Genomic DNA, 24,480 nt, shown 5'->3' with positions numbered 1-24,480 from the left:
TTTATGAAAATAAAGGCACCTTTCCGATTTTTGCTTAGCTCAAAAGAAAGCGACCATCATTTTTAAAAATGTGGTCGCTGGTATTACTAATGAGGTGCCATGGGTCGTCGAAGCTCGACAGTGTCGCAAAGACTAACGCTGTTCCAATTGAACTATTTTCGGGTTCATGAAAATAAGCAGCTCATTGCTGTCCGCCTCCTCCAAATTGCTCTGGAACATCCAGCCTAAAACAGGGATCTTGTGAAGCCCCGGGAAGGCTTCCTTCCTTGTCGTTTCTGTTGATTTGATGATTCCCCCGATAACGATCGTATCCCCATCGTTGACGAGCAGCTGCGTTTGCGCCTCGTTGGTGGCGATGACCGGCACACCGTCGATGAAATCGACGACATCATTTTTCTGGATAACGATATCCATGGAGATCCGGTTGTCCGGCGTGACATGGGGGGTGACTTCAAGCAAAAGATCGACATCCTTGAATTTTACGGAAGATCCGCCGGCTGAATCACGTTCCAAATACCCAATTTCCTGCCCCTGTTTGATCCTGGCTTTTTTGTTGTTCAGGGTGGCGATTTTGGGTGCACTCAGAATTTTTCCGTTGCCATTGGCTTCGAGGGCAGTCAGCGTGGCATCCAGGGTGAAGGGGGTGCCGGCGATTTTAGCATAATTGAGGGAGAAACCATTGCCCGTCGCCGCCGGATAGTTCATGGCCACACCGGTCGTGTATTGAGATCCGCCGTTGTTGAGGGTCACCGGCCCCACGCCTAAATTCCACTGAAATCCAAGTTCCTTGGAATAGTTTTCGCTGACTTCGACCACGCGGGCTTCGATGATCACCTGGGAGGTGACCTTGTCGATCTGTTTTGCAATGTCAAGTGCCTGTGCAATCTTATCGGCGGTATCCGTGATGATGATCTGATTGTTCTTGACATCGACGGAAACAGACCCGCGATCTTTGGTTACGATCGTCTCGATATGGGGAAGCACCTCTTTGGTCGCGTCGGAGTAGCTGATCGGAATGTATCGTGTTTCCAACGGCTCCAGCGCTTTGATCTGCTCTTTTTCTTTTTGCAAAGAGGCGATTTGCGCTTTGCGAAGATCATTTTCCTGTTTAAGCGTGGCCAAGGTGGCAATGCGGACGATGTCGCCTTCCACGATCATGCCGAGCTGGTTCATTCTGAGCACCAGGTCCATCACCTGATCCCATGGAACCGGCTTGTCTAGTGTCAGGGTCACTTTGCCGCTGACATCCTCGTCGATGGCAAAGTTTTTTCCGCTGACTTCCCGAAGAATCCGGAAGACATTCTTGATGTCGGTCTGAAAGAAATCCAGCGCTATTTTTTCGCCGGTGTACTGTCTGACATTTTTCTTTAAAACCAAGGCCTGGTCGGTGTCCAAGGTCATCTCGGCGGAAGGATTCAAAGCGATGTCAACCGCTTTTTCCGCTGGCTTAGCCCCTGCAGCGGCCTGGCTATCTCCCACGGTCTGCATTGTTTGGGTGAAGGTCGGCGGAACGTCGGCAGGCCCGATGGTTTCCTCCAGAGCCTTCTTCCAGGCAGGCAGATTGGTTTCATCAGCCGGCGCCGGGGGAACAGAGGATGCCTCAAAGTGGACCAGCAGCAGTCCCCCGGTCTGTTCCGTATAGTAAGGCACGGGTTCCCGGAGTTCGATGGAAAACAAGGAGAAATCCTTCATGGATGGCAGCTGGATGGGCATAATCCGGTTAACGGCGCTTTCAAATCGTGTCGTTATCATCGGTCGTTGCCTGAATTCGGCAATGCTTGTCTTCATCAGGCGCAATTCAAGAAGTTTATCTGATATTTTTTGGATATCGTAGTCGATTGGAGATGTCGTTTCGATAGACAGTGTCGAACGTCCATCTTTTTCTCCAAGAAAATCGATGCGATTCACCCATATCTGGTCTTCTTTGCCGATCTTGGCGCCCGTGCCCTGGAAGGCGCCCGACGGCTCGACGGAGGTAAAGGGTACAGCCTGAACGGCTTGTACTTTTTCGGTGATCGCCGGTTGCGTGGCAACGCTTGATTTAGTTGTCGATTCGTTGCTGTCAGCGGTCGCCCCGGATACATGTTTTGGGAATTGAATTCTGAGCGAATTGCCGTCTTGAACGACGTTGTAGGGGGCATCCGTAGCCAGCAGAATTTCGATGCGTGTGGTATTGTTCTTGGCTTCGACTTCACCTGCATGGATTGAAGTGACAGGGTCGCCGGTGGATTGCAATTCGGTTTGGGAAACGTTTAAACGGGTGTTTGGAAAATAGAGAACCACCCCCAAAGGAAGAGGCTGCTTCACCGAGGTGTATGTCAACGGTTCGATCCCGTTGATGACCACGTTGATCGCGTCTGGTTCTTCAGATAATCCTATGGAAGTGATTTCCATGGATGGTGAAGGATCGAGGCCGGGCGCACTTGTTTGACGATCAATATTCTGGGTTGCACATCCTGTGAAAAGGAAGGCAACAACCAACCCAAGGCAAAAAACAAGCGTCAATTTTTTTGAGAATCTGATCCTGAAGTTGTGCATATCACTCTCCAGCCGGTTTCTGAAGTTTTATTTCGGTATTTTGAAGAATTAGCTCTCCCATGAGGTTCTCTATTTCTTCTTCGATAATCACGCCACTGGCGTTGATTTGGGTCACAATTCCTGAATTTAGACCGATATATGTACCATTTTTAATGATAAACCCTTTGTTGGTGTTATCTTCTACAAGCGCCCTATTTCCAGACGAGGTTCGAATAATGGCGACAAGTTTGAGCTGGTTAAGGCTTATTCTTTCTAAAGGCGTTTGCGGTATCCGTTTCTTTCTTTTGCTTTTGCTCGTTTGATCAGCTGCGGCTTCATCGTTCTCATCTCTAAATAAGGGCGTGAAGGGGTTCAGACGATCCTTGGGGTCGTAGATTCGTTTTTCCGCGCTGGTTTCATCTTTTTGGGCAACTGTTGCCGAAACGGGCGTTTCCTCGGAGGTTTCTGTTTGCGCTGCCTCCATTGTTTTGGATGGAACGGGGGTGCTGGGCGCAGAGATCTTCTTGCTGACGACCGGCGCCTTGGTTGGTTCTTTTTGATCACTGCAGTTCCAAAGAAAACACGAAACCAGTAGAACCAAGGTTAACCTATTGCCAACTTTTTTTAATTCAATTCGCATGGTTTTACCGCTTCTTCTTTGTTGACTTCCCAGACGTCTTCGGCTGCTCATCGGAAGCTTCGATAAATTTATATGTCACCGCGGTGCAATTCGTCGTCAAACTGGTGTTTTCCTTGTCCGGCTTGATGTCTATATTTCGTATGTTTACGATTCTGTTCAGGCCGGCAACATTCTCAAAAAATGTCGCAACCCCATGATAATCCCCGGTAACTGTCATAGCCACAGGAATTTCGGCGTAAAAATCCTTTTTTTCGTCTGGCTTGGGTTGGAAAAGAATGAAATTGAGCCCCGAGTCCGTTCCGGCTTTTGAGATGCCGGTGAGCAGGGTTGGAATCTCTTCGTTTTCAGGTAGTGCCCGCATAACGATTTTAAACTGTTCTTCAGCGTCCTGCATTTTTTTCCTGAAGTCATTCAATTGCCTTGCGTTTTTTTTGGCAATTTCCAGTTCTTTTTCAATTCTTGATAAATTGGCCTTGAGTTGATCGATTTTTTTAAATTTTGGCAGATATGAGAAGTAAACAAAAGCACCGATAAGCAATACCAGCACACCTGCCCAGATAGCGATCCGCTGGACCTTGGAAAGCTGCTCAAGCTTGTTGATTACCGGATTGGATTTTTCTATGGAAACCGCTGTGCCCTTCTTCATTTCCTCAATACCTATTTAGGTTGTTCATCTTTAGGTTGTTCATTAAGGGGAGCCTTGCGAAACCTGATTTCAAAATTCTTCAGTTCTAATCCCTTCACGGAGGTGTCCTGGTTGATGGACAGAAGTTTGACATCGACATATTTCAAGGATGTTTCGATTCGGGTCATGTATTCCGCAATCGTCGGATTGTCCAGGGCGATCCCGACCACCTTAACATTACCAGATTTTTCTTCTAGACCGGTTAGCCACATTCGCTTTTCTATGACCAGTTTTGACATGTCAGCGAGCAGTTCGACCGGTACCTTTCTGGTAAGATCCAGGGATCGGATGACTTCGATTTTTTGGTTCAGGATGGCCAGCTTTTTCTTTATTTCCGCGATCTCCTGGTTGATCTTGTTATACTTATCAACCTGTGCCTGAGTTTCTGCAACCTGGCGGTTTAACGATTCTATTTTGCCGGACAACAAATAGCTGAACCAGGCGGCAACAATCACGACAAAGACCAGGGACAACAGAAATATGGAAACTTGTCGCCTGATATTCTCTTTTTTTCTAGCGGCTCGAAATGGGAGTAAATTAATGCGTATCATTTGTCATCAACTTTTCTCGTTGCCAGTCCCATGCTTATTGAGGCTTGGGGGGCTATGCGTTTTAGAAATTCCACATCAAACCGGTTCTCATCTATGTGAAGTCCATCAAAGGGATTTATGGTGGCCACTTCAGCAGAGGTCTCTACAGACAACAACTGTCTGAACTCTTTTATGTTGCCCCCGCCCCCGCTGAGAATTATTTTTTTGATTTGATCATCGGGATACGTTGAATAAAAGAAGTCGAGTGCGCGCCGTATCTCCGTGCACCAATCTGAAACAACGGAGGAAACAATGTCGGAAAGGTCTCCAGCGGTAATTTTCTCGGAATGGTCGCCGAACTTGATCTGCTCTGCTTCCTCAATGGAACAATCAATGAGCGATGCTATTTTCTGGTTGATCTGGCTGCATCCGAGTGAAACGTCTCTCATGAAGACCGAGGATTTACCTTTTAGTATATTCAATGACGTTTTGCTTGCACCGATATCGATGAGCGCAATGTTTTCATTTTCAGCGGGAGAATAATTAAACTCGTAAATATTTTGAAGGGCAAAGGCATCAACGTCAATGATGCACGGGCTCAATCCCGCCATCTGAGCAAGATTCACGTAGTCATTGACCATTTCTTTTTTTGCGGCAACCAGCAATACATTCATCTGGTTGGGGTTGCTTTCATTTTCGCCCAGAATTTGAAAATCCAAATTTACATCCGATATGTCAAACGGGATGTATTGTTCCGCCTCGAAACTAATGGTGTCCTGCAGCTGCTCTTCCGGCATGGACTGGACATTGATCTTTTTTACGATGACCGAATAGCCGCCGACGGAAAGGGCAACGTTATGGCCTTTTATTCCATAATTCTTGAATAGTTGACGGATTGTTTCTGAAACCTGTTCAGCATCTTTGATTGCACCATCCTCGATGAGGCCTGGTGCGATGTCGATGATGCCGAACCGTTCAAGGGAGATGCCCTTCTTCGACTCGGAGAGTTCGGCGGCTTTGATTGATCTGGACCCGATGTCAAGCCCTACGATTCGGTCTTTTTTTCCAAATAACATGGCAAGCTCTTTTATTCACCAAAGATTTTTTTACTGTCCGAAAGGCTGTAACCCAGAGCCAGCAAGATTTTTCTTTTGGTTTCTAGCCGACACGGTTTCCCTTCTTCAATCCGCGTAATCGTGATTGGAGAGACATTCGCTTCTCTCGCCAGTTCCGATTTGCTCATCAAAAGGGATTCTCTTATTTTTTTCAACGAATTCTTCACCATTTGATCCATCGTCTTGTGGCAACCCAAAAAGTAATAACAGCTTTTGCTTTTCAAAGAAGATTGGGGTTTTCTGTTTGTCAATTTTAACGGAACCGCCAACCCTTGATTCCGATTCAAGACCGAAATGAAGTCGTTGTCAAGTAAAATTATATGACTTTTATGCATAATTTTGTATATTTAATATATATTGTGGCTTCATATCAACAATTAACCTTATCTTGTGTGGTGTCGGGTTCAATTTTTTCATTGCCACAATGAACCTCGATGGAGCCATCACCTACAGGCCTTTTTTAAATGGATCTGGGTGTTTATTTCACAGCACATTGACATGATCCTCAGGTTTCTTTATATCGCACTACAATGATGGCCGGTTGTTAGCCATCTAATTCGGCACTACCAACGAATACTTTAGGACAATATTGATTACTTTAAAAATAATTTGGAATGCGGTGTGTTCAGTTAATGGTGATCGATTTGACGACCCGGTGAAATCGACGCCCATGCATTTTGATTGATTGATCAATCCGATAAGGTTGATCGACCATTAGATTCAATGGTTGACCAGCCATTCATGGCAGCAACGGAATTATGATGAAGCCGTCCAGCATTGCAGAACGGGCAAAACCCTTCCGCCTGGTAAAATATTTTACATTTACCAGTCTTGTTGTCATTTTCATCGGAACCATTATCCTTTCCCTGCTCAACACCCACTGGGTCCGTTCCATGCAATACCAAAAAAGCGAAGACTATGCGCTGCTGCTTATCGAAAACCTGAATCACCAGGTTTTTATGCAGTTCATTCTTCCAGTGGGGTTGAAGTATGGAAAAATTGAATTGAGGAACCAGGAACAGTTTGAAAGAATGGACAGCGTCGTCCGTAGCACCTTGCACAGTTTCAAGGTTGAACTGGTTAACATTTACAGCAAAAAGGACATCATTGCCTACAGTTTCTCACCCGAACTGGTGGGAATGGAAAATCTTGGCGGAACGTTCTACAGTAATGCCCTGGACGGCCAATCATCCTCAAAACTCGTTCAAAACGGTACCTTCTGGGAAATCCTTCTGGGGATTCCAAAGGAGATCAAGATTATCACCTTTGCCCCGTTGAGGGCGGAGAAGCCTTTGTCTCCGATATCTGGGCCGGTATTGGGTGTCGTCGAAATCAGGCAGGACCTATCCAGTGATTACCGGAAAATATTCAAGTTTCAGGTGGTTGTGATTTGCACCATCAGCATTGTCATGGGGATTTTGCTGCTTACGTTAATCTATGTCGTGAAACGGGGCGAGGGGATCATCGAAAAGCGGGCTTTCGAACGGATACGGCTCAAGGATCAACTTGCCCAGGCCAAGCATCTGTCCTCACTTGGAGAGATGGTTGCCGGTGTTTCCCACGAGATCAGAAACCCACTGGGAATAATCAGCAGTTCAGCTGAACTGTTGAAAAAGAAAATGGCCCCGCAGGACAACCTGAATGCAATCGCAGATATTGTCGTGGCGGAAGCGCGGCGCCTGAACAATATCATTACTGATTTTCTAAACTTCGCGCGACCCAAGAAACCCAACCGGAGTGCATGCCGAATCGATGAAGTGATTACCAAAAACATCCATTTCCTCGAACATCAGATAAAAGAAAACGGATACGTTATCAGGACGTTTGTCGATGACCAGATTCCGATTATCTTGGCCGATGGAGACATGCTCTATCAGGCATTTCTCAACCTGCTTATTAATGGGATGCAGGCAATGCCCAACGGTGGAGCGATTGATGTGACCATTGAATCGGAGGATGGCTTTTTGTGGGTTTACATCGAAGATGAAGGAGAGGGTGTTCCCGAATCGGTCATGGAAAAGATTTGGGATCCATTCTTTACGACGAAGGAAAAAGGGACAGGGTTGGGGTTGGGGATCGTAAGAAACATTATCGAAGGCCATGATGGAATGATCCGGATTGATAACCGCAGCGAAAAAGGAGCCCGGGTTTCCGTAAAATTCCCGTTAAGTCAGGAGACCAGCTAATGGAAACGATCCTCATTGTCGACGATGAAGTTAATTATACGCTTATTCTTGCGGCAGTTCTGGAGGATGAGGGCTTTGAGACCCTTACAGCTAACAGCGGCCCGGCGGCATTGGCCACGCTTTCCGAATCTGACGTCGATTTGGTGCTGACGGATATGAAAATGCCAGCCATGGACGGCATTGATCTGCTTGAGCGAATCAAGAAAGAAGATGTGGATCTTCCGGTAATCATGATGACCGCCCACGGCACTGTTGAAAAGGCTGTGGAAGCCATGCAGAAAGGAGCCTACAATTATATTCTCAAGCCTTTCGACAATGAACGACTCGTTCTTTATGTGAACAAGGCGGTTTCCATGTACCGTGTGGTCAAGGAGAACCGCCAGCTCAGGCGTGCTGTGGAGGGCCGCTACAGCTTCCACAATATCATCGGCAAGAGCAAGGCCATGCAGGATGTTTTTCATGTCATCCAAAAGGTTGCGCCGGCGGCGGCAACCGTCCTCCTCGAAGGTGCGAGCGGAACGGGAAAAGAACTGGTGGCCAATGCCCTGCACTTTAACAGTCCAAGAAAGGATAAACCCTTTGTGGCGGTGAATTGTTCCGCCTTGGCCGAGACACTGCTGGAGAGTGAGCTGTTCGGCCATGAAAAGGGGGCGTTCACCGGTGCGGTTTCGATGAAAAAGGGGCGTTTTGAAATCGCAGACGGAGGAACGCTATTTCTTGATGAAATCGGAGAGCTTTCTTCGGCCTTGCAGGTGAAGCTGCTTCGTGTCCTGCAGGAACGGGTGCTCGAAAGGGTGGGGGGGGTCAAAGCGATTCCCGTCAATATCCGACTCATTGCGGCCACCAACAAATCCCTTAGAGAAGAGGTGGCCAAGGGTAATTTTCGGGAAGATCTGTTTTATCGGCTCAACGTGGTTCCGATCACCCTGCCGTCTCTACGTGAGCGGCTTGAGGATATCCGGCCGTTGGTTGGACATTTTATTGCCAAATACAGCGGCGAGCACAACATGGGGTCGCCGGTAACCGGTATTGACCGGGAAGTGGAGCGACTGTTTTATGAATACGACTGGCCGGGAAATGTGAGGGAATTAGAAAATGTCATCGAGCGGGCGGTCGTGCTGAGTCCAGAGGCGATCATTCAGGTGTCTGATCTACCCAAGGACTTCATAGACAATGCCCACAGTACCATGCATATGGACGGCATCCCTGTGGATGCGAATTTGTACGACACCCTGGCACTGGTGGAGAAGAATATGATTGTCCGGGCTTTGAAAAAAGCCAATTACATACAGGCCCACGCGGCAGAGCTGTTGGGAATCGGCAAAAGCGGATTGAATCAAAAAATCAAAAAATACAAGCTGAACCTTAGGGATAAAGCCTAACCGCTGACCTTCTCCTTCACCAGGTCGCCATACATACTCTCCGGAAACTCGGCCAGGAGCCGCTGATACATGGCTTCACCCTTCTCCTTCTCACCGGATGCCTCATAAAGCCATGCCAGATTGAAAAGCGCACCGCTTTTCATGGTCTTCTCACTGTCTATCGAAATCATTTCAAAATAGTGTATGGAGCGAGGGTATTCCGCTTTGAGAACAAAGGCATACGCAAGTCCGTTCAGTACGATGTTTTTCACTGCCGGAGATTGGTTAAAATCATCCAGCGCGTGGGTGAACATGGCAATGGCGGTGTCAGCGTCCCCGGCATTGTAGCTTATGTCTCCGTAAATGACCCGAGCAATTTTTGCCGCGTTTTTTGAACCGTATTGATCGAAAAGGTCGGTAAAATCGGTTTTTACTCGGTCATAAGCCGTTTGGGGATTGGTTTCCTGGAGCGCAGTTGAATACTTGGCTACGGCTTTTTCGACCAGTTCTGAGGCCCGGTTCTCATTCCGGTCGGAAATCTGACGCGCCGCGACCAGAGCCAGAAGCAGTGAAAAAAGGATCCCCGTACTGATCAGAATGATTTTAAAATGGGACCGTCCAAAGGCGATCAGTTTTCCCGAAAAGGTAATGAACTGATCGGGCTCTTTCAAAAGCTGTTTTCGCGTTGCTTCGCCTCTGGCCATTATTCCCCCATTATTTTTTTGATTCGAATCCATCCCTCGTCGGGGATGTCGGCACCGACCACTTGACATACCTCATATCCGCATGCCGAAGCAAGTCTGCCGCATTTTTCGTGGTTATATCCCTTTGTCAGCCCAAATAACAAACCAGCGGCCCAGAGATCCCCGGCTCCGGTCGTGTCAATGGCCGTTCCTGTACCCATGGCCGGGATGCGGTAAACACGGTTCTCATGTTGGATGAAGCTTCCCCTGGCGCCGACTTTCAGGACGGCCATGTTGACATGTCGGGCCATTCGGGCCAGCGCTCCTGCGTCGTCATTCAATCCGGTATACGCCAGGGCTTCGTCTTCATTGGCGATAAGGATGTCAACATACTGTTCGATCATCTCCTCGAGTATGGCTTTGGACTGCTCGACGACGGTAAAGCTGGCCAGATCCAGGGAAACCAATGCCCCGGCATTTTTCGCGGCTTTTAGCGCAGCCGTCATTAAACCGGGATTGAACAGCAGGTATCCCTCCATGTGAACCACGGCACTATCCGCAAAGCATGCCTGCGTGATCTCTTCGGGCTGGGTGTCTGCAGATGCCCCCAGGTAGGTGATCATGGTGCGTTGGGCATCGGGGGTGATGATGGAAAGCACCCGACCGGTGGGAATCGAGGATGTCATCAACAACGCTTCTACCCCCCGGTCAGCCAGGGCATTTTCAAAAAATTGTCCGGTGTCGTCATCTCCACGTTTGCCGACGAACCGGGCCTGGCCGCCCAAGCGTCCGATACCCACCGCCGTGTTGCAGGCCGAACCGCCCGGTACGACGATGGGCTTGGTTGACGCCTGCTTCAGGATCGTTTCCAGATCCGGCATGGCAACAAGGGTCATCCCGCCTTTTTTAACCCCAATGCGACGGACAAACTCATCGCTTTCGCTGATCAGTATATCTACCAGTGCTGAGCCGAGGCCAACGATCCGCGTTTTCCCTGGTTTCATTTTCAAACCGACTCCCTGGTGAAACGGGCCGCTACCATACCAGAGAACGATGAATCCATCCCCTGTCGCCATCTGCGTGGATCACATGGAGCCAGTCTCCCTTTTCCTCCAGCAATTTAAAGGGAACGCCGTTGTCAACGGTAAACCGGATATCGTTGTCGGTCCCGGGCCCTGAACGGACATTGCACTTATCGTTAATAACGATCACGGTTTTGATGTCGGCGAGAAGGGAGTTGTGAATCCATCCGCGATCACCTTCGAAATCCTCGAAAAGGCACCAGCTGCCTTGTTTCTTGACCACCTTCAAGGGGTGGTACTTCTCTACTTGCCAGATGACCGCATCGCTGGTATCCGGCCCGGAGCGAATATTAGCGATATCGGTGTTTACGCTCAACCGCTCCGCCCAAACGAGACCCGCGCCGGCAAAGACCAGCAGACATGCCAAAACTATTGGAGTTAATTTTTTCATGGTCGAAAGTTGTCTACAGTTGATCGTGTCCCGTGCATCAGGGAAACGCGTGATCCACTCAGGCCATCGATGACTCACTGTTGGGTTTGACTTGCACCATCAGTTTTCGGGCCAACCCCCGTCCAAGTACGATTCGCTTATAATCGATACCAACCACCAGCTGCCCTTGCCCCGAATTGGTGATCACGTCCACTTCATCGCCCAATCGAAGGCCCATGGCCATCAAGCGTGCACGCGCCATGGGGCCGCCGTCCAGGCGGGCGATCACCAACCGCTCCCCCTTTGGCGCGTCGGATAGCGGAAGCAGTGTTCGGCGTCTGGACATACATTGCGCACAGATGCCGTACAATTCCATTTTATGCTGGAGCAGGTGAAAACCGTAGCGTTCAGCAACCTGAACCTGAAGCGCCTCCAGACCAGGGTCTTCAAATTCAGCAATCGCTCCGCAGGTGGCGCAGACCATGTGATCATGATGCTGCCCCAGATGCAGGTGTTCATATAGGATTTCACCGTTGTCGAATTGCCGTTTGCTAGCGAACCCATACTGACACATCAGTTTCAACGTGTCACGGACAAATTCCGGATCCAGTTGGAGATTCAGATCGTTGAGTCGTTCGATCATCTGCGCCGAGGAGACATGACCATCGGTCTGCATAAAGGCCTCCATGACCGCAAACCGATCTTCGAAGTCCGTGAGTTGGTCCTGTTTGAACAGCTTGCAGAACTGTTCTTTTTCCTGTTTGTGAAGTGTTTGTGGCATGGGTTGACCTTAACGAGACCCAAGAAAGCAGATCACGGCTGAATGACGGTTCCTGGCCTCATGCCGGTCCGGGGATGGTATAGGTGGTGCACGATCCTGAACTGCAGGACCGCGTCTGGGCGCTGGGTTTGGAATCGGCAGCCTGGCCGGAACCACCGCCGGTTACGGTGTGGCTGGTCGTGGACAGGATGCGTTCCAGATTGCCTGAACCGCAATCGGAACAGGCCATTTCCATTTCCTCTTGCTTGTTCATCACCAGAATTTCCATGTATTGGTCACAGTCAAGGCATTTGAATTCAAAAATAGGCATCTCGAACTCCTTTTGAAAAATTTTCTAACTCTTGAACATCATCCGAAGATTGTCAAGCGGCGGTTGATTTCCATCATCGCCCCATCAGGGTCCGCGCATGCTCCAAGGCGGTCCGGGTGACGATTTCGCCGCCCAGCATGCGGGCGATCTCCTTGATCCGTTCTTCCGGGTCCATCGGCCGGATGGTGGTGGTGGTGCGGCCGTTTTTTACCTGTTTTTCAATATGGTAATGCTGATTCCCGAAACGGGCGATCTGGGGAAGATGGGTGATACAGATAAGCTGGTGTTTTTTAGACAGGGCCTCCAGTTTTTTCCCCACGACGTCGGCCACCGCGCCTCCGATTCCGGCGTCCACCTCGTCGAAAATGACAGTGCCCACTGCGTCCGTTTCGGCCAAGATGGCCTTAAGTGCCAGCACCACCCGGGAGAGCTCTCCGCCTGAGGCGATGGATGCAAGGGGTTTTAACGATTCACCCACATTGGGGGCGATCATGAACCCAGCCTGATCGATACCCGTGGCCGACAGCAGGTTGTCGTCCACACGAAGCCACGGGGATACAGGCTTGCTGCCAGGCAGCGGGGACAGGCTGACACTGAACCGGGTGCCGGCCATCTTCAGGCCTGCCAGTTCCTTTTCAACGGATTTGGCAAAAGCCGCGGCCACCTTTTTTCGTTCTTCAGACAGACGCCGGGCCAGGTGAGATACCTGATCGTGATAGTCATTCAGCTGCTTTTCACTGCGCTGGATGTCATCCTCGATGACCGTCGTGGCGGCTAACTCCGCATCGATGGCATCGCGCTTTTGGAAAAGCGTTTCCAGCGAGCCCCCGTATTTTCGCTTCAACTTGTTGATCAGATCCAACCGCGTTTCCACTGATTCAAGCCGATCCGCTTGGGTGTCTAAATCTCCCAGGTAGGCCCGCAACGTGTCCGTCACATCCTCCAGGCCGAAAAGGTGGTCTGCAAGACGCTGCACCCCGTCCGTCAGTTCGTCATCTATATCCGCTGCCTTCTCCAGGCTTTTTCGCACTTCACCCAGTTGTACCAGGATGGCGCCATCGGCGCCGTGCAGGGTTTCGATAGCAGAAAAAACGGACTGCTGCAGGGACTCCGCGTGCTTGAGCCGCAGCCGCTCTTTTTCCAGGGATTCGTCCTCGTCAGGCATGATATCAGCATTGGCAATCTCCTCTGCCTGGTATCGGAGCAGGTCCATTTGCTTGTCCTGATTTTTTTTCTTTTCCTTAAGGGCCTGGAGTGCCTGGACGAGGGGGACAATTTTACCATGCAGGTCCGATACCTGCCGAACCCGTGGTGCAAGACCGCCAAAACGATCCAATATCGCCAGATGGGTTTCTTCTCTGAGCAATCCCTGGTGGACATGTTGGCCTGAAATGCTGGCCAGGTCCACGGTGATGGATGTCAGCATCTGCACGGTGGCCATGCGGTCGTTGATATAGATGCGATGCCGGTTGTTGCCGGCGATGATTCTTCGCACCAGCAGGCCATTATTGGGATCATAGCCGTTTTCAGCCATGATTGCAGCGGCGCTGGATCCCTCGGGGACGTCGAAAAAAGCAGACAATTCCGCGGTTTCATGACCGTCCCGGATCATCCCGGCACTGACCCGAGATCCCAGCAACAGGTTCACCGCGTTGATGATGATGGATTTGCCTGCCCCGGTTTCTCCGCTCAAGATGGTCAATCCACCTTCGAAGCGGATATTCAGGTCGTCGATAATGGCGAAATTCTTGATCAACAGCTCTTTGAGCATGATGCACGCCTGGGACGGGTTCTAATCGTTAATAATCCTACGAATCGCCCCCATCATAAAAAAGGCAAGGGGGGGAAGCAAGCATTATCGTAAGGAATGACGAGGCAACAGGGGGGCGATGTCGTCGATTGATTATTCTGGATATCCTGTGATTTCTCGGATTTTTTCGTACAGTGGCCTTAGCCGGCGATACATTCGCCGGTAAACCTTGTGGTAGAGTTCGTTGTAAAGCCGGTGATTTGACTCGTTCGGTTCGAAATGATCGCCCGGACGGGTCATCGCATTCACCGCAGTTTCAAAATCCGGATGTAACCCCAATCCGACGGCTGTGTCGATGGCTGCCCCCAGGCCCGACGTTTCGTATAGGTGGGGTCGAACGGTGGGAAGGCCGAAGACGTCGGCCGTCAACTGCAGGGTCAGGTCGCTCTGGCTTCCCCCCCCGGAGACGCGCAGGCTGGTAATGGGTGTGCCGCTGCGCCGCTCGATGCGCTCCTTGCCCTCCCGCAGGGCATAGGCCAGTCCCTCGAGGATCGAGCGATACAGGTGGGCGCGGGTGTGGACATCCCCGAATCCGATAATGGCGCCCTTGGCCTCAGGACCCGGCGTCCGGATGCCCGGTGTCCAGAAAGGCTGAAGCATGAGCCCCAAGGATCCGGGTGGAATGTCCTTGATCAACGCTTCGAATAGCGTCTCAGCGGCCACGCCGGTTTTTTCGGCAGCTCGCTGTTCTGGAAAACCAAACTCCTCCTTGAACCATTTGACCATCCAGAAGCCGCGAAACACCTGGACCTCTATGGTATGGCTTCCCGGAATGGCACTGGGATAGGCCGGCAGCAAAGGGATGGGTTCGATGTACCGGCTATGGGTCACGTTGACGGTGGCCGTGGTGCCGTAACTCAGACATCCCACCGATGGGTCGAGGCTTCCAGAGCCGATCACTTCGCAGGCCTTGTCCGCTGCTGCGGCAAATACAGGCATGCCGGCAGGAATCCCGGTTTCCCTCGAGGCTTGTCGGCTCACGGTACCGAGAATCTGACCGGGTGCAACCAGTCGGGGCAGTTGATCCGGCTTCACCGGAACGCAACGCCACTTCCAATCCCAGGAACGGGCCCACTGCAGCCGTTTGTAGTCGAATGGCAGATATCCCACCTGACTGCCGACGGAGTCTACATAGTCTCCGGTCAGACGGAAATTGAGATAACCGGACAGCAGCAGGTATTTGTAGGTTTGCGCCCAGATGGTCGGCTGGTTTCGCAAGATCCAGTTGGCCTCGGTCTCCGACTGGAAATAAGCCAGGGTGCCGGTAAGCCCGGTGAGCTTGAAGAACAGCCCCCACAGTCCCCCCAGTGGCGACAGACCGTGGCACTTGCGTTGGTCCAGCCATAGGATGGCCGGCCGCAGGGGGCTACCATTCTTGTCCACGTTGACAACGGTGGCCCGTTGGGTGGTCACGGCAACGCCGGCGACGCGCGCTTTTTGAATGCCATGGGTGGCGAAGACTCCCTGGCACGCCTGGCACAGGGCGTTCCAGAATAGGTGGGGATCCTGCTCGGCCCAACCGGGCTGATCTGAATAATAGGGAGTAAACCGAACCTGTTGCCGGGCGATCAGATTTCCGCCGGCGTCAAAGAGCAGGGCCTTGAGGCTCTGGGTTCCGTTGTCGATGGAAAGAAGCAGATCTTTTTCAGCCATTTTTCAAGCTTTCTGGGTCGGATCACTTTACGGCTTTTCCATCGGGCAATGTTATCAGTCATGGCATCCCTCACCACGGTTTCCACTCGCCGACTGCCGGCTTGGATGGCCGTTGAAGGATGCCGATAAATTGCCGGTAGGCCGCTTGCGCCTTGGGAAGCGAAAAATAGGCGGCTGTAATCGTTTTAAACAGGGTGGAAAAATCGTTGAGGATCAGCTTGTATATGGGATTGCCGGATTGTTGTCAAGCCTGCCGCCGGGTGCAGGGATCCGCTAAGCTGACAGTGTAGCCGTGTGCCGATGATTCTTCTAACCGCCGGTGGCCAGTCGTTTGTCTGGTTTTTCGGGTTGAAGTTTTGCAACGAGGTGCTATACTCCAATTCAAGTCAATGGAATTCTCATCCTGATGAATCAACGGCGACAGCCGGCTGTTTCTTTGTGCTCAGCTCATATTGTGACTCATTCCATTGCGTCCGAGTCAGGTACAGATCAAGCACCCTGTTCCGGGTCCATTTTAATTGCCGACAGAATGTCATTTACATCCCATTTTCTCTGACGGTCGATCCGGAAATCAACATAAAGGGCTCATTTTCATTTCACTGTTGCGGCTGAAACAACAGGGTCTGCACCGTTAACCCGATCCAACATCTCCTGCACCGGTCATTTAAAATTTAGGGGGGACTCCATGGTAAAGAAGAGCACGTCGGCGCTTCACCGGCATCTGGTCGAGGTCAAGGAAGGAACTCGCTGCTTTGAAAACGCCTTTCAGGGTGTCGCCCGGATGATCCTGGACAGCGACATCGAAAAGGTGGTGGTCAACGGCAAGACCACTTATGATTTCAGTATTTTCAGAAGCGGAAAAAAGCACATTATCGGCATGTATGATGAAATCAACAGTTTTGTTTCTTACGTCAAGGATGCCGCGGAAAATGGATCCTCCAAGGAGATGGCCTTTGTCCTGGTCGGAGAACCGGGAAATGGCAAGACCTTTCTGGTCGACTTTGTCTGCAGTAAATACAGGGAGTTTTTATCCCAGGAGATCAACCGCAAATATTCGTTCCGGTGGTCCGGCCTGGACAAGATCGGCGGCTATGGGAAAATCTCGTCCATTGAATCCCAGACCTATGAAGACCCCATGATTCTGGCGATGAACATTACCGACGAACCGGATAAAAACCGCGCGTTTTTGTCAAAGGAGATTGGATTTTCAGACAACGAGATTGAAACCCTCTGGAGGGATTATCGTCCGCTAGGCGCCTGTACAGCCTTCATATGGGACAGCATTAGAAATTACACCAACGGTGACTTGGCGAAGATGCTCGAATTTGTCCAGATCATCCCTGTTCCAATGACCGAAAGTCTGGGCACCGTCACCGGCAAGTATGCGGCCAAAGATAAAATTACCTCCTCGGCGGTTGATTTATTAGGCGAAGAATCCATTCAGCGGCTGCTTCACATTACGGAAACCAACAACCCCTATCGCTTTGACCTGCGGCGGGGGGCTTTGGCGCGGGTGGCCGGCGGCGGGGTCCATTTTTCCGATGAAATCTTCAAGAACAAAAAGGACTTGGTCCAAGTCTATCTGGGGGTTATCCAGAACCGCAACATCGAAATCGACGGTTACAAGTGGCCCATCGATACCTTGATCATTGCCACCAGCAACAATTCAGAATTCAACCGTTTTTTGGCGGAAAAGGAGGAGGCACCCATCGTCGACCGTTGCCGCATCTGCTACGTCTCTCACAACACCAACTACAAACTGCAAAAAGACCTGACCATTTACGCCATCGGCAACGAGATTCGCACCACCCTCGACCGGGAATATCTGCATCAGGACCCCAACCTGAACCATGCCGCCTCCGTGGCGGTGGTGCTCACCCGTCTGGCAAGGTCGGAAAAGCTCACCCCCATCGAGACCATGAAGCTGGCCGCCGGCGAGGTGGCTGGAGAAAAGAGCATCAAGACACTGGCGGAGGTCATCGACACCCTCAATCAGAACCCGGACATCACCAAACGTTTCGGCCAGAAGGGGCTGGGGCAGCGGAACCTGGGTCGGGCCATCCAATTGCTCAATGAAAGCTCGGAAACCAACGAGGGGCGGTGCATGTTCGCCTACGATATCTTCAACGCCCTGGATCGCATCGTCTTGGACTATGTGACCGACGCCAACGACCGTGCCAAATACCTGGAGGATCTAAAGATCGCCAAGGGGCTCTATCGTGAGCGGATCATGACCGAAATGTTCAATGCCTACATGGACGAACCCCTGGCCATCCGCAAGGATGTCATGAGCTATGTGAACATGATTATCGGCATCGATGCCGAAAACCTGGGTCCAGATAAGATGTGGAAGTACAAAGACCCCCAGAGCGGTGAACTCAGAGCCCTGAAGATAGACGAGCGCTACATCAACAGCGTGGAAGATCGCCTGGGGCTGAAGACCAGCGAACAGCGGGAGACATTCAGGACGTCCATACGCAAGATATACGGCCAGAAGATATCCGTGGACCCGGATTACGACTTCATGGACAATCTGGAACTGGTCAAGGCGGTCACCGACGTGCGGCTGAAATCAGATATCGCCGGCGCCGGCAGCCTCATCGGCGCCCTGGCCAACCGGACCAACGAAGAGAACCAGAAACTCTACGACCGCATGGTCGATACCATGCTTAACAAGCTGGGGTACTGCAGGACCTGTGCGCAAAAGACGATTGAGTATTTCTGCACGCAGGAGGATGAAAATTAATCATTGTCCATCCGCAAACGGCATCTTTCGGCCCAGGCCGGTGTTCTCGCAATTTCGAAATCCTCGACGTAGCGCTGCTACGCCTGCGGTTTCAAAATCACTCGGGCCTTGGCCTGAACCAAAAGCTACCATTTGTGGACGGACAATTGGTAATACGAAACATGGAATAAGAATATATGCGCTCCAAGCTAAGTAAAATCTATCTTAAGTTAAAAAAAGCCGGCCTGACGCCGGAGCAGGAAAAGAAGGTTCTCCAGGAGCTCAATGACGATGGGACGCATGACATGCCGTTCATCGGCGGGGGCATAGCCGTGGTCACCACCGATGAAGGCGAGATCCGACTGCTTAATATTTATGACTATCACGACCTGATGATCCTGCAGGCCATGGCTCAGCCCAAGAGCTCGTATGTCAGCCACATCCGCTCTATCGACGAACTGCTGGAAAAGGACCGTCAGCGGGAAAAGGACGGCTTTCCCCGCAAGATCCGCGTGGGCAAAATGATCAAGCCCGGCAAGGCCGGCAAAGGGAAAGTGGTCGTGGTGCCCACCACCGTGGAAGAGAAGTTTATCCACGACCCCAACTTTGCCGACCAGGAAGAGGGTCAGGGGCAGGGCGGCAGCGGCGATGGCGAGGAGGGCGAAGTCATCGGCGAACAGCCGGTTCGGGATCCGGACCAGGCCGGTGACGGTGGGCCGGGTCAGGGGGAAGGCGGCCAGCACGAAATGGAGTCGTCGGCTTACGACCTGGGTAAAATTCTCACCGAGCAGTTCGAACTGCCCAATCTGCAAGACAAAGGCAAGAAGCGCTCGCTGACGCGATACACCTACGACATGACCGACCGGAACCGCGGTTCCGGTCAGGTGCTGGACAAAAAAGCCACCTTGAAGGAGATCGTCGAAACCAACATTCACCTGGGCAACATTCCCGACCTGGACGACATCGACCCGTCCGGGTTCATCATCTCCCCCCGAGACAGGATCTACCGGATTCTGTCTAAAGAAAAGGATTTCGAATCCCAGGCGGTGGTTTTTTTTCTTCGGGACTACTCCGGCTCCATGGCCGGGAAGGCCACCGAACTGGTGGTCACTCAGCATGTGCTTATTTACAGTTGGCTGCTCTATCAGTATGCCAACCAGGTAGAGTCCCGTTTTATTCTCCATGACACCGAAGCCAAAGAGGTTGAGGATTTTTATACCTATTACAACTCAAGGGTGGCCGGCGGTACCCAGGTATTCTCTGCCTATGATATGGTCAATCGGATCGTGAAAGAAGAAAATCTGGCCGCGGACTACAACATCTATGTTTTCCACGGTACGGATGGCGACGACTGGGACACGGAGGGGAAAAAGGCCGTTCCGGCACTGAAAGAGATGATCGGTTATGCCAGCCGTGTGGGCGTGACCATCGCGGAGCATACCGGCAGTTCCCAGAACAACACGGAAGTGGAACGCTACCTGAAAAAATCGGGGCTGCTTGAAGAATTTCCCAAGCTCCTCCGACTGGACACCATCGACGAAAGCACCGATGAACCCCGGTTGATAGAGGGAATCAAGCGTTTGATATCTTAGCCCTAAGACCGAAACGGAAAAGCCCATGGAACTGATCGACCAGCATACGAAGACGATCATGGAGGGTTGCAAGCTGCGGGCCCGTGACGCCGGACTGCGGTTCGAAGACGAAAGCCTGGAATATATCGTCACCAACCGTGATCTCATCGAACTTTCTCCCAAGGTGATGATTCCCACCCTCTATGATTACTGGGTCCACGATGTGGAAGTGCTGAAAGAGAAGGGAAAATACGAATTATACCCGGGCAATCCATACGAAACGGTCATCAATACCCGTCCGGCGATCTCCTTTTACAACGACAACAACCCGGACTGGCTCAATGTCATGATCTTCTATCACGTCATCGGCCATATCGACTTCTTCCAGAACAACCTTTATTTCCGGCATACTTGGGATTACGATTTCAACGGTGAGGCCCTGTCGGACAAGCGGGCCCTTGCCAAACTCCGTTCCGAACGGGGACGCTGGGTGGACTATGTGATCGAGTTCACCCGGGGAATCGACAACCTGGTCGGATACCATGGACTCTTGTCGAAAATCTTTTCAGCGCCGGGTTCAGGCATTTCGGAAAAGGTGGATTTCTATTTCGACATCTATCTGCAGGACATCGCCAAGGTCAATATCAGCAAATACATCAAGGAACTGGAGAGATATAACGCCAGTATAAATGAAGATCCGGTAATGGGGGAACAAGGCTTCTTTTCGTTGGTCGACCAACGTCATCCCGAGTTTGGAAGTTTGCTAAAAAAGCACCAGGCAGCCAAAAAACAAAAGCCCAGAGATCTGCTGGAATTCATCATGGAACACTCCAAGATGCTCGGCCGGGAAGAGAATCAATGGATGCTGATGGTGATGCAGATCATACGAAAAACGGCGCTGTTTTTTCAGCCCCAGATCCGCACCAAGATCATGAACGAAGGCTGGGCCTCATACTGGCACGAAATTCTTTACATGAACGATGACCGCATCAAGGGGCACGAAGTCGATTTTGCCCGGGTCAACGCCGGAGTGACCGCTATGCCGCGGGTGGGGTTGAACCCTTACGCGCTGGGGATGCGACTGTTCTACTTCCTTGAGGAGATGGCCGAGAAGGGCAAAGTGTCGTGGGAATTCCAGCATATGGCCGATACCGGGCGGCGCAAAGACTTTGACGCCAAAACCGGTAAAGGGAAGGATTTCATTTTCAACGTTCGAGAAAATTTTTCAGATTTTACCTTTATCCAGAGCTTTTTGGACCAGGATTTCGTCACCACCAACAAGCTGTTTGTTGCCGGCAAGCGGTTGAACCAACAAAAAATGGTTTGGGAGTATTACGTAAAAAGCCGCAGTGCCGACGATTACCGGGATATGCTCATGGCATCCCTGTATCACCCGCCGAATATCGAGGTCGACCAGGAGAAAACCAAGGATAATGCGCTTTACCTGATCCACCGGTTTGAGGGCAAACCGCTAGTGGCGGAATATATACCCAATACGATGCTCGGTATTGAATACCTGTGGGGCGGTGCGGTGCAGTTGGAAACCATGGAGGTGGTAGCCACGCCCCAGGCGCCTAGAATGCCCACCATGCCTGGGATCCCGATGCCGCAGACCGACGCACCCGAACCGCGGGAACTCAAATGGCAGCGGGTGCTATACACCATGCATGACCGAAAATTGAGCAGAAATACCCTATAACCAAAACGATCGGGAGGTCACCACCCACCGGTCGGACAAGGCAGTGTATGGACAATATCAATAAAGCCATGCGGCATATCGATAGGGTTGCCGATGGGTCCAATCATCGCAAGCCCATTCCCTTTGAGGAATTCCTTCAAGTGGTGCTGGTCAACCCCATCGGCACCATCCGGAACGTGTTCCAGGTCTTTCACGACTTGTTCAAGGCTTATGTGGGCGACGGCGTCGATGAATATCCAAACGATCCGGAATCTATCCAATACGTGAGCTACGACTGCAGCCGGTTGTTCGTCGAAGGCGCAGACCACCCTTTTTTTGCGGACCGTCTTTTTGCCAACCGGTTGGTCAACCATGTCGAGGCCCTGAGAAGTGGCGCCCAGCAAAACAAAATCTATATTTTTGACGGTCCTCACGGTTGCGGCAAGAGCACCTTTTTGAACAATCTGCTGAAGCGTTTCGAAGAGTACGCCAATACGGCAGAAGGGACCCGTTACGAGACGGTGTGGCGCCTGGATCGCCGACAACTGGCCGGCGAAGGGGGCAACGACACCGCGTCGATTATAGAGAGCCTCTTCCGAATGCAGAAAAATCCGGACAAGAAGCAGTTCGAGACCGTTCGGACCATGGCCCTGCCCGATCCGGACAACTATTTTGTGGAGGTTCCCTGCCCCTGCCATGACAATCCGCTGCTCTTGATCCCCAAATCCAGACGACGGCAATTTCTCGACGATCTCTTCGAAAACAACGAATTTAAATACACCCTGTTTACCGATAAGGCCTATGAATGGATTTTTCACGAGGTTCCCTGCACCATTTGCGGGTCGCTTTACGAAGCCCTGCTGAACCGGTTGAAGAGCCCGGCGAAAGTCTTGGAAATGGTCCATGGCGTTCCATACCGATTCAATCGACGACTGGGCAGGGGGATCAGCGTGTTCTCTCCCGGTGATCGTCCGGTCAAGGAGATCATCCAAACCAATGAATACCTGCAACGATTGATCAACCGGCTTTTTTCAGACAGCAATCAAGTCCGCTACATCTATTCCCGTTTCGCCAAAACCAACAACGGCATCTATGCCTTGATGGACATCAAATCCCATAACATCGAGCGCCTGATCGAGCTTCACAACATCATCAGCGAAGGGCTGCACAAAGTGGAGGATATCGAGGAGAACGTCAACTCCCTGTTCCTGGCCCTGATGAATCCGGAAGACAAAAAGAACATCAAGGATTTCCAGTCCTTTTCCGACCGTATCGTCTACATCAATATCCCTTATGTACTGGACCTGAACACCGAGGTCGAGATCTACCGCAACATCTTCGGGTCTCACATCGATGACAATTTCCTGCCCCGCGTGCTGCACAACTTTGCCCGGGTCATCATCTCTTCCCGGTTGAACCTTCGCTCCGATGGCATGCTCGAGTGGATACCCGAACCGGAGAAATATGTCCGCTACTGTGATAAGAATCTTCAATTGCTCAAGATCGAAATCTACACCGGACACATTCCCGAGTGGTTGTCCGAAGAAGACCGCAAAGCGCTCACCGCCAAGCGCCGGCGTCGGATCATCGGTGAATCCGAAAATGAAGGGCGACAGGGCATTTCGGGCCGCGACTCCATAAAGATATTCAACGCTTTTTACACCACCTACGCCAAATCAGGTGAATTGATCGACATGTCCATGCTGTGCAAGTTTTTCCACGGGCAGAAAGAGCTGAAAGCCTCCATCCCCGAGGGTTTTTTAGACTCATTGTTGTCACTTTACGATTTCACCATTTTGCAGGAGGTGAAAGAGTCTCTATACTACTTCAACGAAGAGCAGATTCACCGGGAAATCCTTCACTATATGTTTGCCGTCAATTTCGAACCGGGCACCGTCGAAACCTGCAAGTTTACCGGCGAGAAAGTTCGCATCACCGAGGATTTGCTCGACGGATTTGAACGGCGCACGCTGGGCGAAAAGATGGAAAAGATCAAACGCTTGAATTTCAGAAAAGAAACCCAAAAGGAGTACACCTCCAGAACACTCACCCAGGAGATCATGGTGACCGGCACACCTCCCACGCAAACCCACCTTTTTCAATCGCTGAAAGAGCGCTATATATACAATCTGAAGGAAAAGGTGCTGGACCCCTTCTTGGAAAACGAGAATTTCCGGCGGGCGATCAAGGATTACGCCGAAGAGGATTTCAAGACCTATGACAAAAAAATCAGGGATGACGTCACGTTTCTCATGGACAACCTCATGAAGCGCTTCCGATATACCGATCACGGTGCCAGAGCGGTTTGCATTTACGTCATCGACAATGATCTGGCCAGAAAATTCACCCAACCGTGACGAATACAACTGCCCTTAATTAATGGGTCAACCGCAATCTGAATATCGATTTTTTTTCACAAAGGCATTCCGTGAGAGAAAGCTTTATACAATTCCAATCCGGCAAATGGGAAATAGAAGGCTTTTACCAAGCCGACCATCCCCAAAAAGGGGTGGTCATCACCCATCCACATCCGTTGTATGGCGGCGATATGTTCAACCCTGTGGTAGGGGCCATCGTTGCCGCTTATCAGAAAAGCGGGTTTACCACGCTTCGCTTTAATTTCAGGGGAGCCGGAAAAAGCACCGGCATCTACGACCAGGGAATCGGGGAACAGGCCGATGTGGCCAGTGCTATACTTTTTATGGAAAGTGAAGGTCTACAAGAAGTCCATCTGTCCGGATACTCCTTCGGCGCCTGGGTCAATGCCATGGCCGTTCAGGGTG

Annotated in this window: 20 protein-coding genes and 1 pseudogene; 7 read left to right on the top strand and 14 right to left on the bottom strand. The window is 51.1% G+C overall.

All coding sequences use genetic code 11. The annotated features are described in order from the left end of the window. Positions 1–132: 132 nt before the first annotated feature. The 6 genes from pilQ to ABYV26_RS04135 all read right to left on the bottom strand — a co-directional run bounded on the left by pilQ (position 133) and on the right by ABYV26_RS04135 (position 5,657). A complete protein-coding gene (gene pilQ / locus ABYV26_RS04160) occupies positions 133–2,394 on the bottom strand; it encodes a type IV pilus secretin PilQ (RefSeq protein ID WP_372678440.1) in 2,262 nt (753 codons plus the stop codon). 145 nt (positions 2,395–2,539) lie between these two features. Next, positions 2,540–3,157 (bottom strand): pilus assembly protein PilP, encoded by a 618-nt coding sequence (locus ABYV26_RS04155; protein ID WP_372678438.1) that lies wholly within the window; start codon positions 3,155–3,157, stop codon positions 2,540–2,542. A gap of 4 nt (positions 3,158–3,161) precedes the next feature. Next, positions 3,162–3,803 carry a type 4a pilus biogenesis protein PilO gene (locus ABYV26_RS04150; protein ID WP_372678437.1) on the bottom strand — a complete coding sequence of 214 codons (642 nt, stop codon included), beginning with the start codon at positions 3,801–3,803 and terminating at the stop codon, positions 3,162–3,164. An 11-nt stretch (positions 3,804–3,814) separates the two neighbouring features. Further along, a complete protein-coding gene (locus ABYV26_RS04145) occupies positions 3,815–4,393 on the bottom strand; it encodes a PilN domain-containing protein (protein ID WP_372678435.1) in 579 nt (192 codons plus the stop codon). After that, positions 4,390–5,448, bottom strand: a complete 1,059-nt coding sequence (pilM, locus tag ABYV26_RS04140) for a type IV pilus assembly protein PilM (RefSeq protein ID WP_372678433.1) — start codon at positions 5,446–5,448, stop codon at positions 4,390–4,392. The genes ABYV26_RS04145 and pilM overlap by 4 nt, the downstream gene beginning before the upstream one ends. A gap of 11 nt (positions 5,449–5,459) precedes the next feature. After that, positions 5,460–5,657, bottom strand: a complete 198-nt coding sequence (locus ABYV26_RS04135) for a helix-turn-helix transcriptional regulator (RefSeq protein WP_372678442.1) — start codon at positions 5,655–5,657, stop codon at positions 5,460–5,462. A 591-nt stretch (positions 5,658–6,248) separates the two neighbouring features. Here ABYV26_RS04135 and ABYV26_RS04130 point away from each other — a divergent pair. Together ABYV26_RS04130 and ABYV26_RS04125 are read left to right on the top strand one after the other, a co-directional pair. Further along, a complete protein-coding gene (locus ABYV26_RS04130; protein WP_372678431.1) occupies positions 6,249–7,673 on the top strand; it encodes a PAS domain-containing sensor histidine kinase in 1,425 nt (474 codons plus the stop codon). After that, positions 7,673–9,055, top strand: coding sequence for a sigma-54-dependent transcriptional regulator (locus ABYV26_RS04125; RefSeq protein ID WP_372678429.1), 1,383 nt, complete (start codon positions 7,673–7,675; stop codon positions 9,053–9,055). Before ABYV26_RS04130 ends, ABYV26_RS04125 begins: the two co-directional genes overlap by 1 nt. Here the strand turns inward: ABYV26_RS04125 and ABYV26_RS04120 are convergent. The 8 genes and pseudogenes from ABYV26_RS04120 to ABYV26_RS04085 form a co-directional block, all read right to left on the bottom strand. Then, positions 9,052–9,738: a tol-pal system YbgF family protein gene (locus ABYV26_RS04120; protein WP_372678427.1), complete on the bottom strand. Its 687-nt coding sequence runs from the start codon at positions 9,736–9,738 to the stop codon at positions 9,052–9,054. The genes ABYV26_RS04125 and ABYV26_RS04120 overlap by 4 nt on opposite strands. Continuing rightward, entirely contained in the window at positions 9,738–10,721 is a 984-nt protein-coding gene (locus ABYV26_RS04115) for an adenosine kinase (RefSeq protein WP_372678425.1), read from the bottom strand. The genes ABYV26_RS04120 and ABYV26_RS04115 overlap by 1 nt, the downstream gene beginning before the upstream one ends. A gap of 31 nt (positions 10,722–10,752) precedes the next feature. Next, complete coding sequence (locus ABYV26_RS04110; RefSeq protein WP_372678423.1) at positions 10,753–11,190, bottom strand: SH3 domain-containing protein; 438 nt, start codon at positions 11,188–11,190, stop codon at positions 10,753–10,755. 58 nt (positions 11,191–11,248) lie between these two features. Next, on the bottom strand, positions 11,249–11,950 hold the full coding sequence (locus tag ABYV26_RS04105; RefSeq protein WP_372678421.1) for a transcriptional repressor: 702 nt from the start codon (positions 11,948–11,950) through the stop codon (positions 11,249–11,251). Positions 11,951–12,008: 58 nt separating this feature from the next. Next, complete coding sequence (locus ABYV26_RS04100; RefSeq protein WP_372678419.1) at positions 12,009–12,260, bottom strand: FmdB family zinc ribbon protein; 252 nt, start codon at positions 12,258–12,260, stop codon at positions 12,009–12,011. Between the two features lie 73 nt (positions 12,261–12,333). After that, complete coding sequence (recN, locus tag ABYV26_RS04095; RefSeq protein ID WP_372678417.1) at positions 12,334–14,031, bottom strand: DNA repair protein RecN; 1,698 nt, start codon at positions 14,029–14,031, stop codon at positions 12,334–12,336. 132 nt (positions 14,032–14,163) lie between these two features. Continuing rightward, positions 14,164–15,723, bottom strand: coding sequence for an FGGY-family carbohydrate kinase (locus ABYV26_RS04090; RefSeq protein WP_372678415.1), 1,560 nt, complete (start codon positions 15,721–15,723; stop codon positions 14,164–14,166). A gap of 70 nt (positions 15,724–15,793) precedes the next feature. Beyond that, positions 15,794–15,952, bottom strand: a pseudogene (locus ABYV26_RS04085) (hypothetical protein); the annotation flags it as partial. Positions 15,953–16,408: 456 nt separating this feature from the next. On the opposite strand from ABYV26_RS04085, the gene ABYV26_RS04080 reads away from it, so the two are divergent. The 5 genes from ABYV26_RS04080 to ABYV26_RS04060 all read left to right on the top strand — a co-directional run. After that, a complete protein-coding gene (locus ABYV26_RS04080; protein ID WP_372678413.1) occupies positions 16,409–18,469 on the top strand; it encodes a serine protein kinase PrkA in 2,061 nt (686 codons plus the stop codon). A gap of 176 nt (positions 18,470–18,645) precedes the next feature. After that, entirely contained in the window at positions 18,646–20,040 is a 1,395-nt protein-coding gene (locus ABYV26_RS04075) for a DUF444 family protein (protein WP_372678411.1), read from the top strand. A 25-nt stretch (positions 20,041–20,065) separates the two neighbouring features. Further along, a complete protein-coding gene (locus ABYV26_RS04070; RefSeq protein WP_372678409.1) occupies positions 20,066–21,718 on the top strand; it encodes a SpoVR family protein in 1,653 nt (550 codons plus the stop codon). A 47-nt stretch (positions 21,719–21,765) separates the two neighbouring features. Beyond that, the gene (locus ABYV26_RS04065; RefSeq protein ID WP_372678408.1) at positions 21,766–24,054 is read left to right on the top strand and encodes a serine protein kinase PrkA; all 2,289 of its coding nucleotides are present in this window, start codon (positions 21,766–21,768) and stop codon (positions 24,052–24,054) included. A 71-nt stretch (positions 24,055–24,125) separates the two neighbouring features. Then, positions 24,126–24,480 (top strand): alpha/beta hydrolase (locus tag ABYV26_RS04060; protein WP_372678406.1); only part of this gene is annotated, 355 nt, incomplete at its 3' end.

Source organism: Desulfosarcina sp. (assembly GCF_041551955.1).
In the GTDB taxonomy this organism is placed as follows: domain Bacteria; phylum Desulfobacterota; class Desulfobacteria; order Desulfobacterales; family Desulfosarcinaceae; genus Desulfosarcina.
This window is presented reverse-complemented; position numbering and strand designations above follow the sequence as displayed.

Coding starts and splice junctions, on each gene's coding strand:
- ABYV26_RS04080 (WP_372678413.1), top strand. CDS start 16,409: ATGGTAAAGAAGAGCACGTCGGCGCTTCACCGGCATCTGGTCGAGGTC.
- ABYV26_RS04110 (WP_372678423.1), bottom strand. CDS start 11,190: ATGAAAAAATTAACTCCAATAGTTTTGGCATGTCTGCTGGTCTTTGCC.
- ABYV26_RS04120 (WP_372678427.1), bottom strand. CDS start 9,738: ATGGCCAGAGGCGAAGCAACGCGAAAACAGCTTTTGAAAGAGCCCGAT.
- ABYV26_RS04135 (WP_372678442.1), bottom strand. CDS start 5,657: ATGGTGAAGAATTCGTTGAAAAAAATAAGAGAATCCCTTTTGATGAGC.
- pilQ (WP_372678440.1), bottom strand. CDS start 2,394: ATGGAAATCACTTCCATAGGATTATCTGAAGAACCAGACGCGATCAAC.
- ABYV26_RS04105 (WP_372678421.1), bottom strand. CDS start 11,950: ATGCCACAAACACTTCACAAACAGGAAAAAGAACAGTTCTGCAAGCTG.
- ABYV26_RS04070 (WP_372678409.1), top strand. CDS start 20,066: ATGGAACTGATCGACCAGCATACGAAGACGATCATGGAGGGTTGCAAG.
- ABYV26_RS04125 (WP_372678429.1), top strand. CDS start 7,673: ATGGAAACGATCCTCATTGTCGACGATGAAGTTAATTATACGCTTATT.
- ABYV26_RS04155 (WP_372678438.1), bottom strand. CDS start 3,157: ATGCGAATTGAATTAAAAAAAGTTGGCAATAGGTTAACCTTGGTTCTA.
- ABYV26_RS04100 (WP_372678419.1), bottom strand. CDS start 12,260: ATGCCTATTTTTGAATTCAAATGCCTTGACTGTGACCAATACATGGAA.
- ABYV26_RS04065 (WP_372678408.1), top strand. CDS start 21,766: ATGGACAATATCAATAAAGCCATGCGGCATATCGATAGGGTTGCCGAT.
- pilM (WP_372678433.1), bottom strand. CDS start 5,448: ATGTTATTTGGAAAAAAAGACCGAATCGTAGGGCTTGACATCGGGTCC.
- recN (WP_372678417.1), bottom strand. CDS start 14,031: ATGCTCAAAGAGCTGTTGATCAAGAATTTCGCCATTATCGACGACCTG.
- ABYV26_RS04150 (WP_372678437.1), bottom strand. CDS start 3,803: ATGAAGAAGGGCACAGCGGTTTCCATAGAAAAATCCAATCCGGTAATC.
- ABYV26_RS04090 (WP_372678415.1), bottom strand. CDS start 15,723: ATGGCTGAAAAAGATCTGCTTCTTTCCATCGACAACGGAACCCAGAGC.
- ABYV26_RS04130 (WP_372678431.1), top strand. CDS start 6,249: ATGAAGCCGTCCAGCATTGCAGAACGGGCAAAACCCTTCCGCCTGGTA.
- ABYV26_RS04145 (WP_372678435.1), bottom strand. CDS start 4,393: ATGATACGCATTAATTTACTCCCATTTCGAGCCGCTAGAAAAAAAGAG.
- ABYV26_RS04115 (WP_372678425.1), bottom strand. CDS start 10,721: ATGAAACCAGGGAAAACGCGGATCGTTGGCCTCGGCTCAGCACTGGTA.
- ABYV26_RS04075 (WP_372678411.1), top strand. CDS start 18,646: ATGCGCTCCAAGCTAAGTAAAATCTATCTTAAGTTAAAAAAAGCCGGC.